The following is a 24385-nucleotide window of genomic DNA, read 5'->3' as shown; positions in this document are numbered from 1 at the left end:
GCATAGCCGAATCAGAGCGTTCTTGCTCTGCATGGCGATGCTGCTCAGCAGTGCTAGCCTCGCGGTCTTCGGGCCGGCGAGTCCCGCACACGCCGATGCGGACTGCATGACGCACGGCGGGGTCTACATGGTGTTCGTGCGAGGTTCCGGCGAGCACCTCAACGACCTGCGGGCTCACGAGTTCTACTTCGATGTCCGCAATACGCTGAACAGACCACCGCGACTGGTCAATACGAACTGGGCCGAACTCGGCAACGAAGACGGCGACGTGCTGATCGACATGGGCGTCGACCCGAGCAGCTACGGGGGCGCTCCGCCCAAGCCAAACGACAGCGGCGAATACCCTGCCGTAGGCTTTGCCGACTGGGGCATCTTCACCGGTATGGACGGCTATTACAGAAGCGTCTGGACCGGCGTCAACGAACTGACCGGATACCTCAACGACCGCGCAAGTCGTTGCCCGAAGGAGTCCATCGTTGTAGGCGGATACTCCCAGGGCGCTGAGGTCGTCGGTTACTCGATGATGAGTATCAGCGATTACACGCGAAGCCACATCGGTTACGTGGCGCTGTATGGCGACCCGCGGGCTACTGCCTGCAGCTCGGGCGACGGCGTCAACGTGCCATGGCGTCGCGGTAGCGCGAAGTGCGCTCTGGGATCGCTGGGTACACGAAACCCCTACGTGCCGAGTTCGCTCACCAGCCGGACGGGAAGTTGGTGCGATGCCGGGGATGGTGTATGCACGGGCAAGGTCGGGTACCTCCCGCCCAGTCCGGCAAGTACTCACGGCAGTGCTTACCAAGGCACCTGGATCGCGGACTCGGAAAACGAGATCGCTAACAAGGCGCTGGATCGGCTCAACGAGTTGAACCCGGATTCACCCCCGGTCTCACTGCCGAGCTACACCATCACACCCCCGGACGATTCGCCAGATTCACCGGCGGCAGCTCCGCCCCCGCCGACCATCACCAAGGTCAAGCGGACGCTCGCGCCCGACGGGACGACACACGAGGTGTACGCCGCCACCAACTCAACGGTGACGGAAGCCTGGTGGCATCCTGGCGGGGACGGCGTTCACACTGACGAGATCATCCATATCTCGCAGGAGAACATCGTCGGCTTCGACAAGGTGAATGAGCCGGACGGGGTGACTCAGTCGCTCTACACGGCGGTGCCTGATGGAGTCTGGGAGACGTGGTGGAGGCCAGGACAAGGAGCCCACCACAACAAGATCGTCACGGGCCTGAACGGTGTCCGGCAGGTCATCGCCAACCCGACCACGATCAATGGGCAATACACCCACCGCATCTACCTCCTAGCCCAAGACGGGCCGTACGAGGTCTGGTGGCGGGACGGTGGAGACGGCATCCACATCAGTCTGCTGAACAACATCGGCGGGCCGGTGACGATGACCAAATCCACCGGACCCGACGGTGTGGACCAGCTCTACGTGGCCACGCCGACGTGGGTGTACGAGCTATGGTGGTGGCCCGGTCAGGGCGTCCATAGCGGGACGATCATCAACATCACGCAGGGCGACATCCGCTCGCTGAGCAAGGGTGCGAACCTGAGCGATGGCGGGCAGTTGCTCTACACCGGCACCAGTACAATCGCCTGGCAGAGCTACTGGAACAGCACCAACGGCACGCCCGTGTCCCAGGGCACCATCGCAACAGGTCAGACCAACGCCATTCAGATCGAGAAGGACGTCTACAACGGCGTCCATGAGCTGTACCTGGCCACGTCCGACCACGTACAGGAGTACTGGTGGAACGGGCCGAACAGCGGTGGCGGTGAGCTGATTCGGATCACCCAGAACAACATCATGAGCTTCGACAAGAGCGACGACGGCGCAACCCAGCAGGTCTACACCGCGTCGGGCAACCTCGTGTACGAGACGTGGTGGGCTGCGGGCGTCAGCCCCAGCTCTAGTGTTCTGTTCAAGGTTGATCGCTAGAACGCCGCCTGCATGACAGGCTGAGTGCGCAGGCTGGCCGGGCGATACGTCGCCGCCAGCGACGACGCCCGGCCAGCGTGCCGAAACTTCTCCCGTGACTGGCCCGCTCTCCAAAGCCGCAATGCTGGCTTGTGAGGGTGGGCTTTTTGAATGCTCAAAATTATTAGATCAACAGTTGACCCGTACCCGCCGCCCTGAGCCTCAGCTCGGGCGACGGGTACTTTGCTCAGTAGGTCAGCGCCTGGCACTGCTCCTTGGAAGCGGTCAGGAGCCTACGAATGAGCGAAGCGAACCTTCCTTCCTCGACGCTCGGTTCCAACGTCATGGACTCGAACGAGATGCCGTGCCGGATGGTCAGCCACTCGTCACCACCCTCGACCTGGTTGATGAAGCACAGGTCGCGGTAGTAGAACGCGGTGCCAATCGCCCAGTTGCCGTGTCCGATGTTCTGTTCCAGCTCCTCGATGCTGTAGCAGCCGACGAAGCTGTTCCGAGTGAACGGCGGGTCGTCCGCGGAGCTGATCCACGGGTTCTCGATGCCGAGCTTGAACCACTGCTCGCGCAGCGCCTCGTCCAGTTCGGCGACGACGCGAACTTCCTGAGCACCCTCTTGCGTCTCAACCTGCTGCAAGGCGTAGCGGTACGCCTCCATCCAGTCGGTGAATACCTCCGGATCGCTCGTCCAGCGTGAAGCGCTGTCGGTCCAGAGCTGGACGCGGTAGCACTCGCTGTTGAACAGCAGGTCGGTGAGGTCCTGCGGGGCCGAGGTGTCGTCACCGTGGCGGTTCGGCGGCCCAACGATGAGCGCCGGTCCCACGATCACGTCGTGATTCCGGAACGCCGAGTTGTGCACCCACACGAGCGTCGTGGCTCGGTGGTTGACGCGCATCCGGTCGAGCTTGCCGGACTCGTTGAGGTACATCCCGGCCGGCGGCCGTTCGAGACCGACGATCTGGAGGTTGCCTCCCACGATCTGCTGGTAGGCGTCGATGTCGCTCGTTTCGAGCTGCTGGAGCCGGGCCGGTTGGCCCGGATCGACAGGTATGACGATGGCTGTTATCACTGCGCATCGCTCGCTTCTGGACCGTTGGGCTTTTGCCTGGTGGGCGGTCCGTTTCCACACCAGGCCGCTCCCCGCATGGGTCGGGGAAGGGTCTGGTGTGCAGGTGAGTTGTGGAGCGGAGGGCGGTCGAAGATGACCGCCGCTCCGCCCCGGTGCAGCGTGGGCTTCCGTCCTTACTTGGAAGCCTCACCACTACGTCGCCGCGTCGAGGTGGTCTCGGCGGCGGTGTCGGCCGTCGGGTCTTCCGACCCGAACAGGCCTTGAATTGCGCCGCGCCTGGCGGCTGCTTCGCGCTCGATCTCATCGAGAGCGGCCTTGGCGCGGGCGGCGAAGTCGGGCTCCGCCTTCTTGGTGGCGACGTACAGCTCGACCGCTCGGATAGCGGCGTCTCCCAGGGAGATGCCGTCGAGCTGCGCGACAAGGGCGAACTGCGCGTGCAGCGAGTCGGGCACCTTGATGCCCAGAGTCTTCACACTGCCGCCATTGCGGGGTTCCGTGGTCACGGAAGCCTCCTCGGTGTTGGTGCGACCGGCCATCCCCATATTTGGGATGACGACGACGGCCGCATGGCACCGGGGAGGTGTCACGGCTTACGCGGCGGGCCTGCGCTCCTTGGCTCGCTGTGCGCGAAGGCGCTGCTCGGCCATATCCGCGTACGACGGATTCAGCTCGACGCCGATCCAGTCGCGGCCGTGCTTCTCGGCCGCCAGTGCCGTCGTGCCGGTGCCCATGAACGGATCGAGCACGACACCGGGCACGCCCTCTGCACCGCACATGCAGGTTGGCTCCAACTCGCCAACGGCCAGTAGGCGGCCGTCCTGGCGCTCCAATGCGCGGTGCCATGGTTCGCCGCAGACGGAGCAAACCCGCTCCGGGCAGGTGGCCAGCAAGGGACGTTCGGCAAATGCGAGCGGGAAGGCCGCGAAGTGGCCGCCTCGGAATCCGGCGGTCGGCAGTGTCCAGACGTCGCCGGGGTTCTTGCCGAGCGGGTGCCCGGATAGGCCAGAGGCTTTCAGACGAGAGAGCCCGCGGTTGTCGTTGAGTGTCCAGCCCTTGCGGTTGGCTGCGCCGATGCCGGCGGGCGGGTAGGTACGGGATGGGCTACCTATCGACTGCCGTTTGCCGGTAACGAGAGGCTGGCGGATGGGGTCGAGGTCGAAGTAGTAGCGCGGTGACCGCGTGAAGAAGTAGACCCGCTCGTGCGTCGTGGTCAGCCGGTCGCTCACGCTGGACGGCATGGGGTTGGTCTTGGCCCAGATGACCTCATTGCGCAGTACCCATCCGTCGCGGACCAGAGCTAACGCGACGCGGGCCGGGCCAAGAAGCAAGCTCTTGGGCGTCGCACCCTCGGCCGGACGACGGGCGTAGCTGTCGCCCAGGTTGAGCCAGAGGGAGCCAGTTGGACGGAGAACGCGGGCCAGGTCGCGGGCGACGAGCCGAAGGCCGTTCACCCAACCCTCGACGTCTGGTTCGGCTCCGAGCTGCTGCTCGTGGCCGTAGTCGCGGACGCCGTAGTACGGCGGGCTGGTGATGATGGTGTCCACCGACGCGGCCGGTAGTTCGGCCAAGCGCTCTCGGACATCCCCGATGAGGATCGTGTTGCGAGGGAGATTCGTGGCGTCCGTTGACTGCGGGCCGCTTTGAAGATCACCTCCTTGTGTAGGTGGTTGCATGGGCGTGTTCTCTGTTTAGTTGTTGAGGGGTGCCCCGACGTCCCGATGAGGACGCCGGGGCGTGGCCGGGCCGCGAGGCCCTGGCCGTGGGTGCCGATACCGCTCTAGCCTTGAACAGCGTGTTCGCGGACGTACCTGGCGAGGACAGGGTTCAAGTTGAGTCCCCTTTGGGACACGCGCATTAACCCTACGGGGTGGGCGGATGGTCACAGCGACCATCCGCTCTTTTGCGTTATAGACCAGCTCCAGGCCGATCTCCTCGTACAACTCCTGCAGCCGGGCCGGGCTCGCGCTGATCACCTGCCGACCGGCATCCGCCAGCGAGTCGACCAGCGCCTCGACGTCCGCTCTCCCCAGTTCCGAACCGGCTGGTGTCCTCGCCAGCTCCTCTGCTGCCGCGTCGCGTTCCTCCCTCGCGCGGTTCAGCGGTTCGATCAGCGCTTCCAGGTCCGCACCGGCCTCGATCGCCTGCGTAAGCCTCGCCAATCGAGTCTTCGCTTGAGTCAGCCGCCGCTGAGCGTCCGCGGTGCGCTGCGGGTTGACGTTCACATCACCAGCAACACCGAGCATCGCCTCCACAGTTGCGTCACGCTGGTCTTCTGAGAACGCGTGATGGATGTAGCTGTTCAGCGGCTCCATCAACGCCGCTTCCGGCAGATAGATGTTCTTCGGGTGATCAACTAAAGCCGGTGATCCGGGAACGAGCGTCCGCGCAGCACACCGGTAGTAGATTCGCGTGTCCCGCGGCGTCCCCTCCATCTTGCGTTTGCAGTGATCGCACCGGACTCGCCCGCGAAACGCGTACGTCCACTTCGTGGTCTTCGGTCCTCGCTCCAGCTTCCGCCGCGCTTCGAGGCCGCCTGCCGCGCGAGACCGACGAGAGAGCTGGACCTCCGTGAAGTCCTCCACCGAGATGATCTCTGGATGCGCCGGTTTGCGTGACCGGACAACCCGATCGGCCGAAGCGCGCCGGAAGCGCGTCACGTGCCCAGCCGCGACGTCGTCCGGATCGAGCAGCATCTCCTGCCGCGCCCACCGACCGAAGAACGCGTACCCGGTGTACCGCGGATTCTCCAGAATCGACCGGATGGTGCTGCCCTGCCACCCGTCCGCGAGACGATGCCTGTTCTGCTCAGGCCGACGCGCTGAAGGACACGGAATCCCGTCGCGATTCAACCCGTTCGCGATCGCCCGGTCGCCGTTGCCGTTCAGGTACTCCGCAAAGATCCGCCGGACAACGGCGGCCGTCTCCTCTTCGATCGCGAGGACGCGCAGCCGGAAGCCCTCTGCCGCTTTGCGCGGGTTCGGGTGAGGACCGGCGTCGACCACGACATATCCGTAGGGAGCCCGCCCGCCCTGGTGGCGCCCCTCGTTGACCACCTGCGCATCCATCGCCGCACGCACCCGGGCTTGCACGTGCTGCCGCTCGGATTCGCTCATCCCGCCGAGCACGCTCATCAGCATCTTGTGCGACGGGTTCCGCGGATCGAACTTCCCGCCGAGTTCGGGCACCCACAGATCAACCCCATACGCCGCGAACCGTGGCGCGATCAGCGAGAACTGGTTCCCGAACCAGCACCGTGTCCCTTCGCCGACGACGACTGCGTTCCAGTCACGTCGCGGATCTTTCAGCGCCGCAAGCAGCTTGCTCGCTTCTCCGCGGCGCTCCCACGGCACTGAACGCGACTGACCGATGTCGAAGAACTCGGCGGTGACGTGCCCGCCCAGTGGCTCCACGAACTTCCGCGCGTTGCCGAGCTGCCACCCGAGCGACGTCTCCGGATCTTGATTGTCCTCAGTCGAGCAGCGGCCGTAGAACGCCAATCCTCCGATGCCTTCGTCGGGCGCGTCGGCGACCTGGACGCCCAGGATGTCATCCAACGTCGCCCACGGGTCTGTCACGAAATCAGCTGTCATGGTCGTCCCCCTGCCTCCGGTCCAGGACCGGGACCTCGTGAAATTCGATCAGTATCGCGAGCAGCACACGCGCTACGCCCGGCGTCACGTCCAGCGGTTTATTGGACAGTCTAACCCGGATCGGTGCATCATCCGGCACAGCGCGCTTCACGATTCCACCGTCCCGCGACCGCTGTCTCCACCTTGTGAGACCAGCTCGACGGATGCCCTGATTTCAGCTGTTTGGTACCCACGGACCTGCCTAACGCGCCCGTCCTCGGCTTGCACGCGCCCGCGCGTGCCCTGGCAACCAAGGTCTGCCATTAGCTGTGCGAACTCCTTCGCGTCCACCGCCAACGCCTCGACCAGCTCAGCTGTCGGGATGAACTCCCGCTCGTCGCCGTCCAGGTACCCAGCGAGAGACGCGAGCGGCTCCGGCAGCACGGCAGCCTCCGCCCGACCAAGAACCTTCAACGTGTTTTCCAGGGCCAAGTCCGCCCCAGCCGCGTGCCCGGTCAGCGTCCCTGCCGCCTCGCGCAACTCCCGACCACGGCGACAGATCGTCTGCCAATCCTCATTCGGCATGTAGTACGTCCGCACAGTCAGCGCCAGCACATCACCGCCAGCCTGCGCATCCCCGTCAGGCCGAAGAATCCCAACTCCCTTGTGCGACGCCAGCAACCGACTGCTGTCATACCCGCGCGTGTTCATCTGCTCGCCAAGCACGATGTTGCTGTCCCGCCAGTCCATCACCCGCAACGCAAACCGCGACCCAAGCACCGCGCGCAGCCCGGACGGAATCGTCTTCGAATCCGGCCGCTGCGTCGCCAAAACCAGCACAATCCCGGCCGCCGGTCCCTTCTTTGCCAGCCACGTCAACAACTCACCGACGTACTCACCAGCCGTCAACGTCTTGCCCTCGACCTTGACCGGCGTCCGGTCCTCCAGCGGAACCTGGACTTCGTCCACGAAAATCGCCGTAATCGGCATATCCAACGCCCGGTCCCGCGACATCGCCGGCGTCACCTTCGACTCCGGACACGTCTCGTCGTCCAGCTCCCGCATCCGCCGGAACCGCCCCTGCACCTCACTGACCAGCTCCACCAGCCACCCGACCAGTGCCAACACATGCTCCGGCTCATCACCCGACATGAACCGATGCGCCACACGCCCAGCCGCGTCCCAGTCCTTGCCAGCCTTGAAATCCGCCACATAGAGCCGCGTGAACGGGTCAAGCACCAGCCCCGCCGCAGCCAACCGCGCGGCGAATGTCTTGCCCTGCCTAGGAATCGCCCCAACCAGCAACGACGTCCACACCAACGGAAGATCCACCCGCCGGTCCCGAGCATCCCGTCCAAACGGGACCGGCCGCCACGCGTCCCACCGCGCCGCGTCGAGCAACGGCGTCCTCCGCGGAGCCGATGCGTACGGATCCTCATCGGCAACCCAGATCGCGACCCGGCCAGCGTGCCCGCCGTTCCCGCGCACCCGCTCCACGATCAGCTGCACCTCATCGACCGCAAGCGCCGAAGCCAACGCCTCACGGTTCTTGATCACATCTGCGGCCTTCCGCGTAGCCGGAAGATCCACGGTGATCGCCCAGCCGTCGCCCATCCCCGTAGCCCGCTCGACCAGCCGCAACGTCTCGTCCTTGCCGACCAGCTTCGCGTCCCGGAACGCGTCGACCAGCACCTGCGGATCCATCGTCCAGCGCAACGTCCGCGGCCCGGCCAGCACCGCTTTCCGCCCCGGACTTCCTTCGCGCTGCCTCCCGAGCACAGCCAGCGCCACTGCCAGAACTCCAGCAACAACCCAAAGAGCAACGGTGCCGTAGACCAGGTGAACCATCAGCGTGACCGCAGATGCACCGATCGCAACCGCACCGGTGACCTTCCACCGGAACAACGTCAGCGCCCGGATGTCGGCGAACTTGTCCGCCAGCTTCTCGGACTGCTCCGCCGCCTCCCGGAAGTCCCGAACGGTCACCCAAGCTCGCCACCACCGCGCAGCCGCGACCAGCCCACGCGCCACCGCGCCCAGGCAACGGAACGGCGAGCGCACAACTCCCGCGACGAAGTCCTTCGCCGCCTGCCGCGCCTGGTTCCGATCCTTCAACCAAGTCGGCACCCACCGGGATCGCAGCCACCAGGACTCGAACCGCTTCCGCGGCTGCGGCAACGTGTCATCCACCAGTTCGCCGTCGAGTATCGGATCCGCTTTGACCAGCGCGTCGTCAGCCATTGGCCACCTCCGCGCGCAACGTCCGAGCCAACCGCGGCGACAACCCGCGTGAACACCCGGTCTCCTGCCGAATCCACGCCGGCGTGATCTCCACACCCGGAGCCCAAGCCGCCCGCGCCTCGGCGAGGTAGTCCGCGAACAGCTTCCGCCGCCCGCCCTCGACCGGCCGAACGACTCGACGCTCACCAGCAGCCACCAGCACGGCATCGGTCAGCTTGTCCCGAAGATCAGTGACAGCCTCCACCGCCACGAACACCACCAACGGCGGAACGGAGTGCAACACGATCGCCGCAGCCTCACCGGCCATGAACGACGTCCAGGTGTTCATGACATACGTCGCCGCCAGCGTGAACCACTTCGCCCGCCGCACCCACGGCCCAGTCCTAACCTGGTACCGCGCCGTGACCTGCTCCGCCCGGAGAATCGCCAGCAGTACCAACGAAACCGTCGGATCCAGCACCCACGCCGCCAGCCACGGCAACGACCACACCGCCGTATCAGCCGACGCGAAGGTCTGCACGTTCGTCATCGTGAAGCCCAGCCCGAGCACAATCCCGGACCACGCCATCCAGTCGACCTGCCGCCGCACCCGCTCAATCCGCAGCGCTACAACGTCCGGATCCGTCTGATACGCCCGCACTTCCGCAGCCTCGGCCGCGTCCTGCGCAAGCTTCTGCGCCCTGCTCATCGCCGACCACCCCGCTTCGAGGTGTCGACCGTCGTCACGGTCAGCGCCCGAGTCAGCGCGTGCGCCGCAAATAGCGCAGGCAACCCCAACACCGCTAGCAGGACCCACGTCCCGCCCTGGTGAGCGATCACCACCCACTGAACCGCCACGATCAGCACCGCGTTGAACACGACCCGCCCGGCCAACGACACCAGCCGCGCCCCAGACCGCGCCTTCTCCGCCGCCGCCTTCGCCCGGCGGGCACCCGCACGCCACACCCAAAACAGCACCAGCAGCACGCCGACCCCGGCCACGACCTGCGTCGGCGTCACGGTCAGCCCGTTCATCGCGCACCCCCGGCCCGCTCGCCGCGGCGCAGCCAGTGCGGGTGCAACGCTCGCCGGTCGTCGTCGGCCATCCCGCCCCAGACTCCGACCGTCGCCTCCCCGGCAGTCCGCAACTCCAGCTCCAGACACATGTCCCGTACCGGGCAACCACCGCACATCCGGGTAGCGAGTTCCGCATCCGACGACGCGGGTGGCGGGTCACCGTCCGGTGGCCACATACAGAGTCCGTCCCTGGTCACGACGTCGTGTAGCACGTCGGACGGCACCCAACGGAGCGCGTCGAGCCGCCAAGCAATCCCGATCAAGGCGAGTTCGTCCATCACGCCGCACCTCCGCGAAGGACGCGCGTCAGCTCAGTCGACGGGATCCGCAGACCTTCCCGACGACGGACCGCCCGCAGCTTGCGACTCCGGATGGCCCGACCGACCGCGCCCCGCGAGACGCCGAGCAGCCAAGCCGCTTCATCCGGCGTGTGAAAAGTGACATTCGAGTTCATAAGAAAAGGCCAATCTGATGATTTCAATACTATATTGTTGATTTCAGCTGTCCGAAGGGCATAGATATCCGACGCGCCGCGGCACACCCGCTACGCGGCGCGAGAAAAGCGCAATGACGCGCTAATCTCGGCGCTGAGGCGGAGCGCGGAGGAATAGGTGTCGGAGGATTGGGCGGCGGTCGCGAAGGCGATCGACATGCGCGTGCACGAACTCGGCTGGCGACAGCGAGAGCTGGCGGAGCGGTCGCACGTGTCGCAGGCGATCGTGCGCGAGTTGCAGCACCACACGGTCGAGCGCCGACGGAGCGCGCGCACCCTCGAAGCACTGTCCACCACGCTCGGCTGGCACTCGCAGCATCTGCAGGCCGTACTGCAGAACCGCACACCGCCGCACCCCGACGAGCCGGCCGACGACGGCGGCGAACTCTCGACCCGTCTCGACGCGCTGGAGCAGCGCCTGGACGAGATCTTCGACCGGCTGGACGACGTCCAGACCAGCCTGGCGACGGTTGTCGACCACGTGCAGAAGAAGCGCTGACGGCTTGCGCTGTGGGCTGATGAACCAGGTGATTTCCATACCCCGAATTCAAGGCGGAAACGGCGACCGTTCCCATGCATCGCCAGTGCATGACCAGTGCACGACTAATGCAGCTTCCAATTCGGAAACCGCGCGCCGATGAATCCGGCCGACGAATGGACGGGCCGCACCGCATCAGCGCTGCAAGCCGCTCTCCGAATGAGCAATGAGGGTTTTGCCGCGCACCTTGGCGTCGGCGTACGGACCGTCGCGTCCTGGCACCAGAAGCCGGACCTGCGCCCGCGGTCAGAGATGCAACAGGTGCTCGACCGCGCCTACGAGCAAGTTGGTGACGCCGAGCGCGCCCGCTTCGCCGAACTGACCGGTGCCGCACCGGCCGAGACACCCGGAGATCCCCGCCTGGACGACGACCCGAACATCGCGTCCGCGCTCGAATGGATCGACCAGCACGCACACTGGTCGCCCGGAACCGCGCGCCGCGCAGTCGCCGCCAAAGCCGCGCAACTCGACACCCAAGCCCTGCGCGACCGCGCCACCCGCCGCAGCTGGGTCACCCAGCGCGATACCGCCGACGCGCTTGCTGCCTACTACGGCAGCCGAACCGGCGACCACGGCCCGTACACCGCGCGAGTCAGCACCGAACTCGTGAACACTAGCGTCCTGACCTGCGCGAACTGGCTGGATCTCGACTGCGAGCTACGCCCCGCATCGGACCGGTTCAAGGTCGCCACCGCGCAGCCCGAGGCAGACCTGGGTCTCGACGAGCGCGCCGCAACAGCAGCAGTTCACCGGCTCGCCGAGTCGCTGGCCATGAACACCCGCCTCGTGAACGGCCCTCTGTACCGCGCGCTCGCCCTGGACATCGCTGAACACCAACTCGCCGGATCCTTCGGCACCACGCACTTCGTCCACTACGCCCTTACGCTGGACCTCCTGGAAGGCGAGCTGGTCGACGCCATCATCGCCGGCGGACCGCTCAAGCTCCCTTTGCGAGACCGCTACCTCCCCAACCTGGCGTCCGTCCTCGACGTCGGGACCCGGCTCTGCGCCGGCGGCGCACTCGCCCTCACCGCCATTGCCCGTCCGGCCGACCCGTTCCGAGGCGATGCCGACTACGTCCTGCTGGTCCAAGAACGCTCAGGCAACGTCCTGAACGCGGCCCGCCGCCTAGCCGTCATCCCGAAGGGCTTCCACCAGCCCCTCACCGACGTCCGCCGCGACGCGCAGGTCGGCGCGACCCTCCGGCGCGAGATGGAAGAGGAACTGTTCGGCCGCCCAGACATCGACAACACCGTCACCGACTCGCTGACCGCGGACCCGATGCACCCGACGCTCATGTCCGAGCCGATGCGCTGGCTCATGCAAAAACCCGGCCGCCTCCGCATGGAGACGACCGGGTTCGGGCTGAACTTGGTGAGCGGCAACTTCGAGTTCGCCAGCCTAATCGTCATCGAAGACGAAGAGTTCTGGAACCAGTACGGCGGAGTCGTCGCCGCGAACTGGGAATCCTCGACGCTGCGCCAGTATTCGACCACGGACATCGAGCTTCTGACCGAACTGCTGACTGATGTAGCGTGGAGCAACGAAGGATTGTTCGCCATGACGCAAGGACTTCGACGCCTCGCGGAAATCGGCGGAGACCGGGTGCGCCTGCCAACGATCGAGTGGGAGATCAGCGAGTGACCGAGGGCTGGACCAGCGGCAACGCCAACGAAGACGCCGCAGGTAACCGCGGCTGGCTGGTCGGCCACTTCCTCGACCCCTCGCACGGAGTTCGAGCGACGAACGACGTGGAAGTCAAGTGGGCCAACCACCCCGCAGGAGACAAGCGTCCCGAGTGGACAGCCGACGACCAGCGCACCACGCTCGTCATGCTCATCTCCGGCGAGTTCCGCATCGACGTCACCGACGGCACGAAAACCATGGCACGCCAAGGCGATTACGTCATGTGGGGTCCAGGAATCGACCACTCTTGGGAAGCGCTCGCCGACTCCGTCGTGCTGACCGTCCGGTGGCCGTCAGCAACGTAGGTCGATCGGCGGCAGCGATACCCTTGCACCGCCGATCTCCGACAACCGTCGTAAGCCGAGTAAGAACGCGAACAGGCCCTCGTTCGTCCACTTCTCGTCCCTGATCAGCTCGCCGACCAGTTCGCGGTCGAGCGACGAGTACTGCCTCAGGCCAGAGACTTCCCAGTTCGCCTCGACCACGCCACCGAACCGCGGCCAGAACTCCTCGTCCTCGATCACGACGAGCGCCGCGAACTCGTAGTTGCCGCTGACCAGGTTGAACCCGAACCCGGTGCACTCCATCCGCATCCGACCCGGCTCGGCCGTCATCCACCGCATCGGCTCCGACATCCGCGCCGGGTGCATCGGGTCGGCCGCGCGGTGCGCATCAGTCGTGGTGTCGACGTCTTCCCGGCCGAACAACTCTTCTTCCAGCTCACGCCGCAGCGTTGCGCCGATTCGCGCGTCGCCACGGTGGTCCGCCAGCGGCCCGTGGAAGCCCTTCGGGATCACCGCAAGCCGCCCCGAGCCGTTGACCACTTGCCCGGATCGTTCCTGAACGAGCAGGAGATAGTCAGCCTCACCGCGCACGGGATCCGCAGGCCGCGCGATCGCCGTCAGAGCTAGGACTCCACCAGCACAAAGCCGACTGCGCGTGTCGAAAACACCAGCGAGGTCCGGCAGCAGTTCGTTCCGCAACTTGGTCTCACCAGCTGCTAGCTCCCGTTCGAGCAGGTCTGGTCCCAGCGCGTACTCCACGAACGACGCATTGCCGACTGTGCCACCGACACGATCGGCGCACACATCGACATCGAGCAGCCGATAGAGCGGCCGATCGGCAATCCGGACGTCCGCCGTCGCCCCTTCTGCCAGCCGGGCCAAGGCGACGTCCGTTGTCCCCGCTCGCTGCGCCGCGGTAACTCGCGCATCAAGCACGAGCACGTCCCCCTGTGCGTCCAGCGAACAGCGGAGATCCGTCCAGTCAGGTCTGGTCACCACGCTCGTGGTGACCAGACCGCTGCCGACCTCCGCAGTGAAGTAGCAGTGCCCGCCCTCGGGAGCGCCGTAAAACTGTCGAAGCACCTCGGCCTCCTCTGCCCGGCGACCGAGCTGACGCTCACGGCCCGGCTTCGGCCGCGCAGCGCGCCGAGCTGTCCCCATGGCCCAGCCCGCCGACTCGTCCAGCCACGCGAACGCCGACGCAAGCGCAGAGCCTTCCGCTTCGGGCAAGCCTTCCCCGAAGAATGCCCGGACGTCCGCTACCGGTCGCCCGAGCGCTCTTCCCAGTTCCGGCCACTGGTACGGCAACGGGCGATGCCCCCCGGATTCCCAGCGCGCGACTGTCGTCCGATATACGCCGAGCGCCGCAGCCAGCGTCTCTTGGGTGTAACCAGCGTCTTCGCGAGCCAAAATCAGCGCTTCACGTCGCTCCGCCATCGCCGCACCTCACCCCGTCCGACCAACCAAGTTGGACGATAGCAAATGCAGACGCAGGTTATCGGCACAAGTGCTACAGCCTTGCCACACGAGCGCCGTGGTCTCGCACCGACCGTACGCATTGAATGATTTCAACAGACCACATGATGTCGCGGAGAAGTTGGATGCCAGTTGACGCGGAACGTTGTGACACCGCATGCGGCGGTCGCCTCTGGCCTGAACGGGGCAACTTCGGCGGTCTAGTGAGCGCGAGTCTGGGACACGTCACAGCCGTCACAACCGTGATTCGCCCAGCTCAAAGCCGCTTTCGTGGCGTCACGCCGCTCAGCAGCCACTCGGCACTCCGTGACAGCTCTGAGATGCGCCAACCACAGGGACGGGGATCGTCATGCAAGCGCTGATCTTCATCGACCTCGATCACGTCCACCCGGTCGTCGACGGCGTGTGGCACCGCGCCCTCCTCGACGCTGTCCCCGACCCCGGAGAAGACGTGACCATGCTGTGCGGCCTCACCGCGCCGGCCGGTTTCAAGTCACGCGACAGCCGCGACCCCAACTGCGTTCTCGTCACGTGCGTCCACTGCGACTACCATTACCGCCGCGCCCACGGCTTCCCAATCCCGCCGAATCATCCTGCGCTGTCGCGGTAGCACCGGAGAGACCCGAACCGCGATGCCCCCGACTCCTCGAACGCGCATCCTCGGAGCCAGTCTCCGAAACGCGCGCATCGACGCCAACTTTGGACTCCGCGAGCTGGCACGCCGAATCGGGGTTGCGCCCGCGATGCTGTCCAGCTGGGAACAAGCGCGCCGCACACCAAGCCTCGCGGACGTCGCTGGCATCCTCGGCGCAATCGGAGCCGTAGGCGGAGTAAGGCGCGACATTCTCCGTATTGCCAAGGGAACAGCAGAACAGTGCTGGGTGGTCCGCGGCGCGCCGGGATCTCCGGCTCGGACGATAGCACTGGCGGCGCACACCGAGCCCGCACAGTCGATCGTTACGTGGGACCCATTCGCGATCCCGGAGGTGCTTCAAATCGTACATACGCGCCCGGATACACCGCCTGGTCTACTGGAGGTATTCGTAACCGACCAAGCTCTCTGTGACGGGAATAATAGCTCAAGCGAAGCCCTAGGTTCGTCAGCCCGCGCCACCAAAGCGTCACGATCATTCGCACTTCACGTAGTCCCTGCCGATCTCGCCTGGCAAGTCGGCCTCACGACGGCATTCGACCGATACTCCATGAAGAGCAAAGAAACGGTCGTCTACTGCGGGCTAAGAGGTCTTGGCATCTTCACAGTCGACCCGCGCGGGAACTCCAGTCCATTTGATGCAGACATCGAGCTGGTCCGGCAGATCGCGGCCAGCCATGGAAGGATCCTCAGCTTCCCGCCGACGCACGACTCAGCTCTAGCGTCCTAAGGTAGCCGCATCTTCAGCATCGACCTGCGAGGCTTGAGTTCTCGACCGGCACCATCCAGTAGATCAGCGAGCCACTGGCACCCCGGAAGGGGCTACGCAGCCAAGGCGCTTCACCAGCTCCTCTTTTGATCCTGCGCAGATCGTTGCAACCAAAGATTTGCCCGCTCCCGGGAGCCCACTGCACTCGCGACGCTCGCCCCAACTCGACGACCGGTCCCGCAGCGGAGTCGTGCGGCACCACGACCTTGCGAACCTCGAACTCGCGCGGCCCTGGGGCCACCCACTCCCGGAGGTGCTGCTCGCACCATGAGCACCTGCCAGACGGAATACGCGGCCACTCGGTCGCCCGCATAGACCCACAGCCTGTCGCCGCCCACCAGTTCGGCTTTCGTCCACTGCTCCAGCTCCACAACGACCGTCGCCAACACACCGTTCTGCCGCATGCCGACCAGCAGGACATCCGCAAGTCCAAACTCGCCGATCGGCCGCAGCCTGAGCTTCAGAGACATACAAACCCGCCGAGACCGGCCACGACAAGCGCCTTCAGCAACGGCGGTTCAATTCGAAACTTCAAAGTCATCAGGCGAGTATCCCAATAGTTTCGATATTACATAATCCGCATCACCGGCACTGTGCATATCAAAGTTCGACGGGTCAACCTGAAGGTCTTCCTTGAATATGTCCTCAACCGATCTTGCTGCTGAAACTCGACCCGAATCGTTCCCAGTCAGTCCAGCGGCAGCATCGACCACTTGAACATGCACTTGATCTTTCTTTTCGCCTTCGTCTAGCCTGCGTATTCCAACATAAGCAGTAGGCCTCTTAAGCCACTCATCACCTCCAGAATTAAGTACAACAACAATACATACAGCTTTCTTGGCAATCGGAACACGACTACCCGGAATAATTGTGGCGACGAGTTCCGCGTCCTCGATTTCTTGCGAAATCGCTCGAACTACCGCGTTCATGACGCCATCGCGACTAAGTTCTAGCTTGAATTTTGACTGGTACTTGTTATAATCCTCTGCCCCCTTGGCGGACGACAGCAGAAAATCATCAACCGAGAAATTTATCCCCGAAACTGAAGAGCGGAGACGTACGGTTCCAATTCGCTCCTGCGTTGACAGATTTAACTCACGCTCGATGTTAAAGTTACGGAACGGCGCACCCGAACCGAAAAGCGTTACCTTCTTATTAAGTGCATGCAAGTTGGCTTCCGCGGCTCCGTCGGTTCCTCCGTAGATATCCAATGTGACAAGATTATTGACGTCTGCCTGGTACAATACTCTTTTTCTTTCCACGAGATCAAATGCTCTCCTCTCTGCATCAGAGCATGCCCCTCGGATTATCCTGCGAAACTCCGCTTCGAGCCTGACATTACTTTCGACCCCTCCTTCGCCCATCATATTCATACCGACGACACTCCCGCTCTCGCGGATTTCTCGATTGAGCGCGCGCTCAGCTGCATTAATGAATCTTCTCGCGGGAACAGCAACTTCAGGCGTAACATAATAGGATACGAGTTCCACAGATTGGCCAAAGACTTTGTCGGGGATATTGCCTAACCTTGATATTGCGTCGTCACGGTCCGATGAGGTTTCAAATGCTATTCCTCCGTGAATCCTATCTGAGCCAATCAGAAGATCTAGGACTAACTTAGGCAACCGCTTCGTCGTCAACAGGCCTCGTGCCGCATTCTCCGCCCTTTCGTGCTGCAGCATTTCCCTGGCGCAGTTCACGGGAGCCCAGACGCCGACACCGAATCGCGCAAACCTGAACGACCCCAGGAGCGGCGCCATTACTCCGTGGAGCATTGCAGATGCAATCGCTGGAACAGGGAGGAATCCAAATGCTCTCGCAGTTCTTCCGAGCACCAGTAGAAGCGACTTTCTTTCGATTCTTGGAATAATAACCGAAGCTTGCTCATTAGATTTTTCAAACAACAAGCCTTTATTATGAAGTGATATCAATGCGGACTCGTCAAGTCCTTCGCAAGGACCGTACTTAAATCGGGCATGGGATAGCAACGCATCCCCCCATGCTGTACGGGCATTGTGAGGTCCGCCAGTTTCTGCAAGCTCAATCAATGAAGCAACAATCGCTAATTCGCAATCTGGAAGCAGAAGAACTTCTCGTGCCTGCGCTGGCTCTTCATCTAGAACGCTTGGCGTATCTTCCGCAATCTGAGCTAAGGCGAATAGGGTTTCCGAGCGAGTTGATCCATCTGTTTCAATATCGTTCATTAATTTTTGAAACGCTGCCTTTGAGGATTCTTCCCTCTCCAGAGGGCTCAACGACTTCCAGATCGCCCGCCGCGTTTGCTCGTGAAACCAGTGCTGACCACCCGATACCGTGTCAAAAATACCCGCACTTACCAGTATTCGGGATATGTGTGACCACGAATATACATCTAGACCAAGGTAGCGCACACATTGCTCCTCGGAAATCTTGAGAGGTAAAGATGCAAGTAGTGATACGTGCTTTGCGACTTCAACTGGAAGATTTGAGTGAGATAGTCGAATCTCCCGCTCAGCAATCTCTTGAATAGGGATGTCATAGAATGGTCGGTTCTGTTTAATTGCCCGAATCGCGCCTCTCACGTAAAGTGGATAACCCCCGGTTGCGCGATACACTCGATCCGAGTAAGAACTTTCAACGCCAGACATGGAAAGCCAACTGGAAACTGCATCGACAGTCAGGCCACCAAGGGCAAATTCTTGAACCGATGAGTTCAGCAGTTCAACCAGGCGTTCCCGCCCTGTACGCATCGTGGTCGACAGGCCAAACCTTATGCATACCGGTCCAGACGCAGTGCGCGTAGTGTCACAGAGCTGCCCGAAGTCTCCGCCCTGCAAGTCTTCCACATCATCCAAAAATATGTACAGCCGCCCGCCATCGCATATATCCGCAATCTCAGAAGCCACCGCAAGAAGAGCTTCGACCAGGTCTTTATCTGACGCGCCGTTGAGGCGCGTTTTTAAAGATTCTAGCTTAGTTTCAGACTCCTGAAATTTTTTAAAGTAGTCAGCAACCGATTTTCCAACATCGTCTCCCAGTCGCGCCTTAACGTAGTTGAAAGCCTCTTTTGCGAGAACCTCTCTCAACCCCGAGAAGTGCTCCTTGAGCATGCCGCGAGCCGAAGCAATAAGTCTCTCTTTAATTCGTTTGAAATTCCCCTCATCCTCCATGAGCACTGCGATCTGCATCTGCAACTGATCAAATAGGCAGCGCTGAAGAGAGCCTGGCGATTTTCCAAGCGACTCGACCTCGGGCGCAGAGAAACCCAGGGCAAGGACTTCTGATCTAGCAGCTTCGAGAAAAGTGGACTTACCTACGCCCGACCGACCGGTTATCACAATGACACTTGCATCAGAACGAGCAAGATTAGCTAAATCTTCGGAGCGTCCGAAAATTTCCAACTGTGCTCGACGGTTTTCGGCCGCCGACTGCCCGCTGGACGCATCATGCGAGGGGGCATCACCTGCGAATTGATCACCGTTCATGCTTAAGGATCGCCCCACGACGGCATGTCGTTTCACTGTGACAGGGCCCGGGAAGTGGGGCTCACGTCACAGGCGCAGCACTCTGTGATGCTTACCTTGTGGGAAGGGGGTCTCTAGCCTAAGAAAGCCTCGCAACCGACCAGTCGACCCGGTCGCCGGCGAAGGCACTCACCTGCGGAGGCAGTGCCCACTCCCGCTCGGGATCTAGATCGATGTCCCTGATGCGGAAGTACACGCTCGTTGCCTATTTTCGTGGTCGTACCCCAGGCCAAGAGCAAGGTCCTAGTAAAGCTGGGCTAGCTTCCCCGGCTGCAGTCCGGCGAGCGCAGCGCCGATCTCCCCGAGCGAGTCGATCAACGCCTAGGCCTCGGCCTCACACAGCCCGGCGGATTCTGCGGCGTTCGCCAACTGAGCTTGCGCCACCACTCTGTCCGCTTTGGGGCCCTGGTTGATGCTCTCCACAGCCGCCACAGGGCCGATTCCGGTTGCAATGGCAGCCAGCGATCGCAGCCGGAAACCGTCCGACGCCTTCCGCGGATTCGGATGCGGCCCGCCGTCGACCACCACGTACCCGTATGGTGCGCGGCCGCCTTGATGACGGCCCTCGTTGATCACCTGCGTGTCCATCGCCGCCCGAACCCGGGCTTGCACGTGCTGCCGCTCCGACTCGCTCATCAGCATCTTGCGCGATGGATTCCGATGACCAAACATTCCGCCCAGTTCCGGTGCTCACAGATCCACTTCGCACGCCGTGAACCGCGACGCGGCCAGCGCGAACACATCAGCAACCAAAGGTTATTTCCCGATTAGTTTTTTGGAACCGGAACTCGGATATATTCAGATGAATCGCACGTCCGAATTGGCCGCCTGCTCCAACGAGCGCGGAGCATTTCTTCCCATTTATCACCACCCCTTGAATCTAGCCTCTTCACTGCGAATTGCATATTTGTGATATTTTTATCGAAATCTCTCTCAAAAGATTTAGCCACAAGTAAATCGTAAACCGAACTGAAGAGGTGTCTAAATAGGTTATGCATCAACCTCAGCTCCCATAGGCTGAGATTCTTTAGTCGAGGCATTTTTTGTTCCGACACACTCTGGCGATCCTCTTTCAGCGGGTACTCCCAGCCGCCATGGGCAAGCGAGTTCCGTAGTTCAATAAAAGGAATCACATGATTTTCGATTGCTTCCCGCAGCTCTTTTCGACGCGCTCTGGCAGTAGGCGTCAACTCGCTGGGCACTAGACCTAAGCGAACACCTCCGCGATTAGCGAAGCCTTCATCAATGAGTCGATACCACATATTCTGCAGAGATGACTGCCCAAGTACGCGGGAACGAGATTCAAATGCGACGGAATCCTCATGGAAAACCAACTCCATGAGCCTACTCTCAAACAGTGCCGCTAGATTGCACGCGACCAGCTTCAGTTGCACTTTGGCCTCAACGTCATGGCCGCTCCTGATAAGCTCCCGACAGTATCGGCTAGAAATGGAAAAACCAACCTCCAGCGCACTGGAATTACTATGGTGATAGTTCCAAACTTTAAAGTTCTTACCCAACACTCACGCTCGCATAAAATTGCCCGGGTCGGCGCAAAATAGGAAGAAGCATGGTCCTATTCTCCGCCGACCCGGGAATCGAACCCGAGAACTCCCCGCTGCCGGGGCGTGTTTAACCTTTACACCAATCGGCCAACCATCGAGTCTCGTTTCGATAACCACTGATCAGGCGGTCATCCAGAAACCACGAAGGTCCTTGGATCATAGCAGTAGACAACGGGAAGTGCGACCGCAAAGCTCATAGCCCAGTACTTCATGGGCAAGCCCGACGGTGCCGCGAAGGCTTGCGGCGGCGGCGCCCGGCTTCAAAGCGCGCACGCGGGTCGGATGCTCCTCGCGATCGTAGCGCGGCTGGCCCCCGCGACGTCGGAGCATGCCACCGTCGACCGAGTGTCCGAAGGAGGCGCGGAACTCTGCAGCGGTCGAGGCGAGCACTACTCGCGGGCGGGTGCTGCGGCGCGTGGCTGTGACACGATCTTGATGCCTTGCTCAACTGGGTAACTGCAAGCGTGTGGACAGTGTGCAACTCGCCCCTCGGACACCAAACCTGGTGAATATTCTCCAAGTTTCGCAGCAGCCGATCACCCGGCACGAGGGTGGTCGGCTTGGCTCGTTGAACAGCCTGTTCCCGGTGTCGGGCGGGTGGTGGGCATGACCGCGGTTGTCCCGCCGCTCATCCCTGGAGCGGACGCCCACGGCCGCCTCGCGCGCCTGGCTCCGCCCGTTGAGCGGCTTCCCGCTGCCGACGGTCCCGGCTCCGTCGCGTCACGCGGATCTCGCCTATGCGCTGTCCCAGCTCGACGGGTCCGGGCGGCTTTCCGTGACTTCGGTGCTCGGTCAGCTCAGGTGGCGAACCTAGGTCCGGCTTGATGCCACCGTCGTCGGTACCTCGATCGTGTTCCGGCCCGGCAGGCACGGTCCGTTCGGACTCGACCCCAAACGTAAGGTCGTCGTTCCGCACCTCCTGCGCCGGCCCTGCCGTCTGCGTCCTGGCGACCAAGCGCTCCTCGTGGCTGACGTCCGGGAGAACGTCTTGGTCGTCCATCCGATGGCCGCGCTCGACAAGCTCGTCCTCGCCCGGCACGCCGCGCTGATCGGAGGCGACGGCGATGACGACTGGCCAAGCCGAACTCGACGCAGCCCGGATCCTGCTGGCGAAAATGGGCGTCACCCCCGCCGATCTGCTCGACGACCCGGCACCTGCGGCCGAGATGCCGACCGTCTCCGCCTACATCCCGATCGTTGCCCGCTCCGTCTCATCTACAACCGCGCGCTCCTACGCTCCCTACTGGGCTCAGGCGGAAGCGGCCTGGAGCGACCGGCGAATCGTCGAACCCACCCCTTTGGAGATCAAACAACTCGCCGAGGAGACGCGGGCGAACGCGCTGGTGCGGAGCAATTCCCGGGGCGGCCGCTCCGCGATGGAGAACTTCGTCGCCGCCACGCGATGCCTCTACCGGCACGCCGTCGACGACGGACTCCTCACCGAACTGCAGGACCCGGCACTCAAGGTCACGAAACCCCGGCGGCTGCCGTCTCCGCGGCGCGCGCTCATCCCAGGCGAGCTGACCGAGATCAACGCTGTGACCATCGAGACCGGCGACGACCCCGATCTCGACGGTGTCCTGCTGCGGCTGCACACCGAGACCGCTTCCCGTCGAGGCGGAGCGCTCGCGCTCCGCCCTCAAGACCTCGATCCCACGGAGTGCCTCGTCTACCTGCGAGAGAAAGAAGGCAGCAGCCGCTACCAGCCCATCTCCCCAACTCTGATGCGGCTGCTGCGCGAACACGCAGACGAACGAGGACCCACCCACCCCCATGGGCCGCTCCTGCGCTACCGCAACGGCACGCCCATCACCAAACGCCGTTACGACCATCTGTGGAAGCGCCTCGGCCGTCACCTTCCGTTCGTGCGCAGCCAGAACATCTCCGCCCACTGGCTGCGCCACACCACCCTCACCTGGGTCGAACGCCGCTTCGGCGTCGCCCACGCCTACACCGGGCATTTCGACTCCTCCGACAACTCCACCGTCACCTACATCAAAGCCGCCATCCACGACGTCGCCACAGCTCTGTCCGCGCCGACCGGTTAACCGCACATCCCCTGGAGCACCAGCACCTCCCGGGAGCCGCACAATGAGCCGCACGCCACGGTGGACCCCGTCGCTGGCGGTGCAAATGCGCCTGCGTCGCGCTCGGTGCCGCCTACGCCTCCTAGCGGCACGGCCGCACCTTCGCACTCCGCTTCGGAACCGACCCGACCACCGCAGCGATCTGGCCGTTGATCGTCGACGGCCTCCTCGTCATCGCGACAGTCGACCTCTGGAAACGCACCGCCGACGGACGGCGTGGGCTGCCTTCGCTTTCGGGATTTCGCTTTCGCTGTGCGCCAACATCGGCGCCGCCGAGACCCTCACCGTTCTCAGTGTCATCGTCGCTGCAAGCCCGCCTGTCGCGCTGCTCCTTGCTGTGGAGCTGTTCAACCAGGCCCTGCGACGCAGCTCCGCGCCGCAGGATGAGACATCCGAGACCACTGAGAACAGTCCGGACATCGAGTCCCAGGCCGCGCGGCCGACTGCGGAACAACGGATATGGCGAGGTGTCTCCGGTGTTGACCACCGTCTCGCACCAGTCGGCGGCGGCGCGCACTCGGGTGATGGCGTCGAGGATGGTGTTCTCGGCGGTGTCGTCGTACTCCACGACGTGCAGCCGCGGCACGGCGCGCTGCATCCGAGTGGAGAAGGAGGTGCAGATGCCCAGCAGTTCCAGGATTTCCCGTGGTGCCTCGGACGGAGTGGGGTGCCGGACGCGGCCCGCCCTGGCCGTGTCAAGTCGCTCGCGGTGCTCATCGCGTCGATCTTCGTAATGCGACAGTTCCGCGCGGTGGAGTGTGTGCCGGGTGGAGGGATTGCGCACCACTTGCATGGCGACTTCGGGGGTCCGCAGGATCGCGGTGACGGCCTCGGCCGCATCTTCGTTGGTCGGCAGCAGCTCGCGCACACGCTCCATTCGCTCCTGGGCGGTGACGGGCCGCTCCGGTTTGAGTGCGGTGGCGCGCAGTGCCTCGCTGGTGGTCCAATGGGCGGATCCGGAGGGCGGGTTCTTGATCTTGCGGAAGCGGTCGGGTTGCGGTGCGAGGATCTGGTGGATCTTCCAGGACTCGGTGAGCAGGCGTTTCTCGGCCGGCCACCGCGTGCGCGACCGCGCGATACCCCTTGAGTGTGGAGGATGCGAGCCCGAGTTCGTCGGCGTAGGCGTCCAGGACGATGTTGACGTGCCCGTCGCTTTTGCCGTGGTCGTAGGGAAGTTGCTCAGCAGCAGGTCGCCGAGTTCGAACTGCGCTGCAGTCTTTCGCCGGACCAGTTCGCGGCCCCTGGCGACGAACTGATTCCATGCACGTTGGGTGAATCCGCTGGACAGGGTCATATGCTTCGCCTCCCGCTGGCCACTTCGCCAGCGGGCGAAGACGTCACCCGGAGCCGTGCACGGTTCGCGGATGCCGCGCACCCGCACCAACGACAGGACCAGTTGTCGGCCCCGATCCACAGGCACCCGTTTGGCGGGGCCCGCTAAGTCTG

Annotated in this window: 21 protein-coding genes and 1 tRNA gene; 7 read left to right on the top strand and 15 right to left on the bottom strand. The window is 63.3% G+C overall.

Annotated elements, in window-relative coordinates:
• The first annotated feature begins 31 nt into the window (after nt 1-31).
• Nucleotides 32-1957: a cutinase family protein gene (locus tag ACZ7SW_RS09100; RefSeq protein WP_470229849.1), complete on the top strand. Its 1926-nt coding sequence runs from the start codon at nt 32-34 to the stop codon at nt 1955-1957.
• A gap of 226 nt (nt 1958-2183) precedes the next feature.
• Here the strand turns inward: ACZ7SW_RS09100 and ACZ7SW_RS09095 are convergent, their stop codons facing one another.
• The 9 genes from ACZ7SW_RS09095 to ACZ7SW_RS09055 all read right to left on the bottom strand — a co-directional run bounded on the left by ACZ7SW_RS09095 (nt 2184) and on the right by ACZ7SW_RS09055 (nt 10340).
• On the bottom strand, nt 2184-3020 hold the full coding sequence (locus ACZ7SW_RS09095; protein WP_470229848.1) for a DUF3846 domain-containing protein: 837 nt from the start codon (nt 3018-3020) through the stop codon (nt 2184-2186).
• A 173-nt stretch (nt 3021-3193) separates the two neighbouring features.
• Nucleotides 3194-3523, bottom strand: coding sequence for a hypothetical protein (locus ACZ7SW_RS09090; RefSeq protein ID WP_470229847.1), 330 nt, complete (start codon nt 3521-3523; stop codon nt 3194-3196).
• 87 nt (nt 3524-3610) lie between these two features.
• Nucleotides 3611-4564 carry a DNA-methyltransferase gene (locus tag ACZ7SW_RS09085; RefSeq protein ID WP_470229846.1) on the bottom strand — a complete coding sequence of 318 codons (954 nt, stop codon included), beginning with the start codon at nt 4562-4564 and terminating at the stop codon, nt 3611-3613.
• 144 nt (nt 4565-4708) lie between these two features.
• Nucleotides 4709-6610 (bottom strand): recombinase family protein, encoded by a 1902-nt coding sequence (locus ACZ7SW_RS09080; protein ID WP_470229845.1) that lies wholly within the window; start codon nt 6608-6610, stop codon nt 4709-4711.
• Between the two features lie 147 nt (nt 6611-6757).
• Entirely contained in the window at nt 6758-8830 is a 2073-nt protein-coding gene (locus ACZ7SW_RS09075) for a cell division protein FtsK (RefSeq protein ID WP_470229844.1), read from the bottom strand.
• Nucleotides 8823-9518, bottom strand: coding sequence for a hypothetical protein (locus ACZ7SW_RS09070; RefSeq protein WP_470229843.1), 696 nt, complete (start codon nt 9516-9518; stop codon nt 8823-8825). The genes ACZ7SW_RS09075 and ACZ7SW_RS09070 overlap by 8 nt, the downstream gene beginning before the upstream one ends.
• Entirely contained in the window at nt 9515-9844 is a 330-nt protein-coding gene (locus ACZ7SW_RS09065) for a hypothetical protein (protein ID WP_470229842.1), read from the bottom strand. The genes ACZ7SW_RS09070 and ACZ7SW_RS09065 overlap by 4 nt, the downstream gene beginning before the upstream one ends.
• Nucleotides 9841-10164, bottom strand: coding sequence for a WhiB family transcriptional regulator (locus ACZ7SW_RS09060; RefSeq protein WP_470229841.1), 324 nt, complete (start codon nt 10162-10164; stop codon nt 9841-9843). Before ACZ7SW_RS09060 ends, ACZ7SW_RS09065 begins: the two co-directional genes overlap by 4 nt.
• A complete protein-coding gene (locus tag ACZ7SW_RS09055; protein WP_470229840.1) occupies nt 10164-10340 on the bottom strand; it encodes a helix-turn-helix domain-containing protein in 177 nt (58 codons plus the stop codon). Before ACZ7SW_RS09055 ends, ACZ7SW_RS09060 begins: the two co-directional genes overlap by 1 nt.
• A 157-nt stretch (nt 10341-10497) precedes the next feature.
• On the opposite strand from ACZ7SW_RS09055, the gene ACZ7SW_RS09050 reads away from it, so the two are divergent.
• The 3 genes from ACZ7SW_RS09050 (at nt 10498) to ACZ7SW_RS09040 (ending at nt 12908) form a co-directional block, all read left to right on the top strand.
• Nucleotides 10498-10878, top strand: coding sequence for an XRE family transcriptional regulator (locus ACZ7SW_RS09050; RefSeq protein WP_470229839.1), 381 nt, complete (start codon nt 10498-10500; stop codon nt 10876-10878).
• Nucleotides 10879-11076: 198 nt separating this feature from the next.
• Complete coding sequence (locus ACZ7SW_RS09045; protein WP_470229838.1) at nt 11077-12561, top strand: transcriptional regulator; 1485 nt, start codon at nt 11077-11079, stop codon at nt 12559-12561.
• A complete protein-coding gene (locus ACZ7SW_RS09040; RefSeq protein ID WP_470229837.1) occupies nt 12558-12908 on the top strand; it encodes a signal peptidase I in 351 nt (116 codons plus the stop codon). The genes ACZ7SW_RS09045 and ACZ7SW_RS09040 overlap by 4 nt, the downstream gene beginning before the upstream one ends.
• Here the strand turns inward: ACZ7SW_RS09040 and ACZ7SW_RS09035 are convergent.
• Nucleotides 12897-14324: a helix-turn-helix transcriptional regulator gene (locus ACZ7SW_RS09035; RefSeq protein ID WP_470229836.1), complete on the bottom strand. Its 1428-nt coding sequence runs from the start codon at nt 14322-14324 to the stop codon at nt 12897-12899. The two genes, ACZ7SW_RS09040 and ACZ7SW_RS09035, sit on opposite strands and share 12 nt — an antisense overlap.
• 388 nt (nt 14325-14712) lie before the next feature.
• Here ACZ7SW_RS09035 and ACZ7SW_RS09030 point away from each other — a divergent pair, with 388 nt between their 5' ends.
• Together ACZ7SW_RS09030 and ACZ7SW_RS09025 are read left to right on the top strand one after the other, a co-directional pair.
• Nucleotides 14713-14973, top strand: coding sequence for an HC3 family zinc finger protein (locus tag ACZ7SW_RS09030; RefSeq protein WP_470229835.1), 261 nt, complete (start codon nt 14713-14715; stop codon nt 14971-14973).
• Nucleotides 14974-14995: 22 nt separating this feature from the next.
• A complete protein-coding gene (locus tag ACZ7SW_RS09025; protein WP_470229834.1) occupies nt 14996-15745 on the top strand; it encodes a helix-turn-helix domain-containing protein in 750 nt (249 codons plus the stop codon).
• Between the two features lie 557 nt (nt 15746-16302).
• Here ACZ7SW_RS09025 and ACZ7SW_RS09020 read toward each other — a convergent pair.
• The 4 genes from ACZ7SW_RS09020 to ACZ7SW_RS09005 all read right to left on the bottom strand — a co-directional run bounded on the left by ACZ7SW_RS09020 (nt 16303) and on the right by ACZ7SW_RS09005 (nt 20941).
• Nucleotides 16303-19248: an ATP-binding protein gene (locus tag ACZ7SW_RS09020; RefSeq protein ID WP_470229833.1), complete on the bottom strand. Its 2946-nt coding sequence runs from the start codon at nt 19246-19248 to the stop codon at nt 16303-16305.
• A 360-nt stretch (nt 19249-19608) separates the two neighbouring features.
• Nucleotides 19609-19929, bottom strand: a complete 321-nt coding sequence (locus ACZ7SW_RS09015) for a hypothetical protein (RefSeq protein ID WP_470229832.1) — start codon at nt 19927-19929, stop codon at nt 19609-19611.
• A 125-nt stretch (nt 19930-20054) separates the two neighbouring features.
• A complete protein-coding gene (locus tag ACZ7SW_RS09010) occupies nt 20055-20627 on the bottom strand; it encodes a hypothetical protein (protein ID WP_470229831.1) in 573 nt (190 codons plus the stop codon).
• 243 nt (nt 20628-20870) lie between these two features.
• Nucleotides 20871-20941 (bottom strand) — tRNA-OTHER (locus ACZ7SW_RS09005).
• A gap of 975 nt (nt 20942-21916) precedes the next feature.
• Between ACZ7SW_RS09005 and ACZ7SW_RS09000 the strand changes: the two genes are divergently transcribed.
• Complete coding sequence (locus ACZ7SW_RS09000) at nt 21917-22900, top strand: tyrosine-type recombinase/integrase (RefSeq protein WP_470229830.1); 984 nt, start codon at nt 21917-21919, stop codon at nt 22898-22900.
• 121 nt (nt 22901-23021) lie between these two features.
• On the opposite strand, the gene ACZ7SW_RS08995 is transcribed toward ACZ7SW_RS09000, so the two are convergent.
• A complete protein-coding gene (locus ACZ7SW_RS08995; RefSeq protein WP_470229829.1) occupies nt 23022-24233 on the bottom strand; it encodes a DUF6192 family protein in 1212 nt (403 codons plus the stop codon).
• Nucleotides 24234-24385: the final 152 nt, after the last annotated feature.

It is taken from the genome of Amycolatopsis sp. NPDC114484, from assembly GCF_055633755.1.
Note: the sequence above shows the minus strand (reverse complement) of the source record. Positions and strands in the feature narration are given on the sequence as shown.

Excerpts from the sequence above, each read along its gene's own strand:
- ACZ7SW_RS09000 (WP_470229830.1), top strand. The coding sequence starts at position 21,917 with ATGACGACTGGCCAAGCCGAACTCGACGCAGCCCGGATCCTGCTGGCG.
- ACZ7SW_RS09020 (WP_470229833.1), bottom strand. The coding sequence starts at position 19,248 with ATGAACGGTGATCAATTCGCAGGTGATGCCCCCTCGCATGATGCGTCC.
- ACZ7SW_RS08995 (WP_470229829.1), bottom strand. The coding sequence starts at position 24,233 with ATGACCCTGTCCAGCGGATTCACCCAACGTGCATGGAATCAGTTCGTC.
- ACZ7SW_RS09045 (WP_470229838.1), top strand. The coding sequence starts at position 11,077 with ATGAGCAATGAGGGTTTTGCCGCGCACCTTGGCGTCGGCGTACGGACC.
- ACZ7SW_RS09060 (WP_470229841.1), bottom strand. The coding sequence starts at position 10,164 with ATGGACGAACTCGCCTTGATCGGGATTGCTTGGCGGCTCGACGCGCTC.
- ACZ7SW_RS09070 (WP_470229843.1), bottom strand. The coding sequence starts at position 9,518 with ATGAGCAGGGCGCAGAAGCTTGCGCAGGACGCGGCCGAGGCTGCGGAA.
- ACZ7SW_RS09025 (WP_470229834.1), top strand. The coding sequence starts at position 14,996 with ATGCCCCCGACTCCTCGAACGCGCATCCTCGGAGCCAGTCTCCGAAAC.
- ACZ7SW_RS09080 (WP_470229845.1), bottom strand. The coding sequence starts at position 6,610 with ATGACAGCTGATTTCGTGACAGACCCGTGGGCGACGTTGGATGACATC.
- ACZ7SW_RS09065 (WP_470229842.1), bottom strand. The coding sequence starts at position 9,844 with ATGAACGGGCTGACCGTGACGCCGACGCAGGTCGTGGCCGGGGTCGGC.
- ACZ7SW_RS09055 (WP_470229840.1), bottom strand. The coding sequence starts at position 10,340 with ATGAACTCGAATGTCACTTTTCACACGCCGGATGAAGCGGCTTGGCTG.
- ACZ7SW_RS09035 (WP_470229836.1), bottom strand. The coding sequence starts at position 14,324 with ATGGCGGAGCGACGTGAAGCGCTGATTTTGGCTCGCGAAGACGCTGGT.
- ACZ7SW_RS09010 (WP_470229831.1), bottom strand. The coding sequence starts at position 20,627 with ATGGAGTTGGTTTTCCATGAGGATTCCGTCGCATTTGAATCTCGTTCC.
- ACZ7SW_RS09075 (WP_470229844.1), bottom strand. The coding sequence starts at position 8,830 with ATGGCTGACGACGCGCTGGTCAAAGCGGATCCGATACTCGACGGCGAA.
- ACZ7SW_RS09030 (WP_470229835.1), top strand. The coding sequence starts at position 14,713 with ATGCAAGCGCTGATCTTCATCGACCTCGATCACGTCCACCCGGTCGTC.
- ACZ7SW_RS09100 (WP_470229849.1), top strand. The coding sequence starts at position 32 with ATGGCGATGCTGCTCAGCAGTGCTAGCCTCGCGGTCTTCGGGCCGGCG.
- ACZ7SW_RS09015 (WP_470229832.1), bottom strand. The coding sequence starts at position 19,929 with ATGCTGATGAGCGAGTCGGAGCGGCAGCACGTGCAAGCCCGGGTTCGG.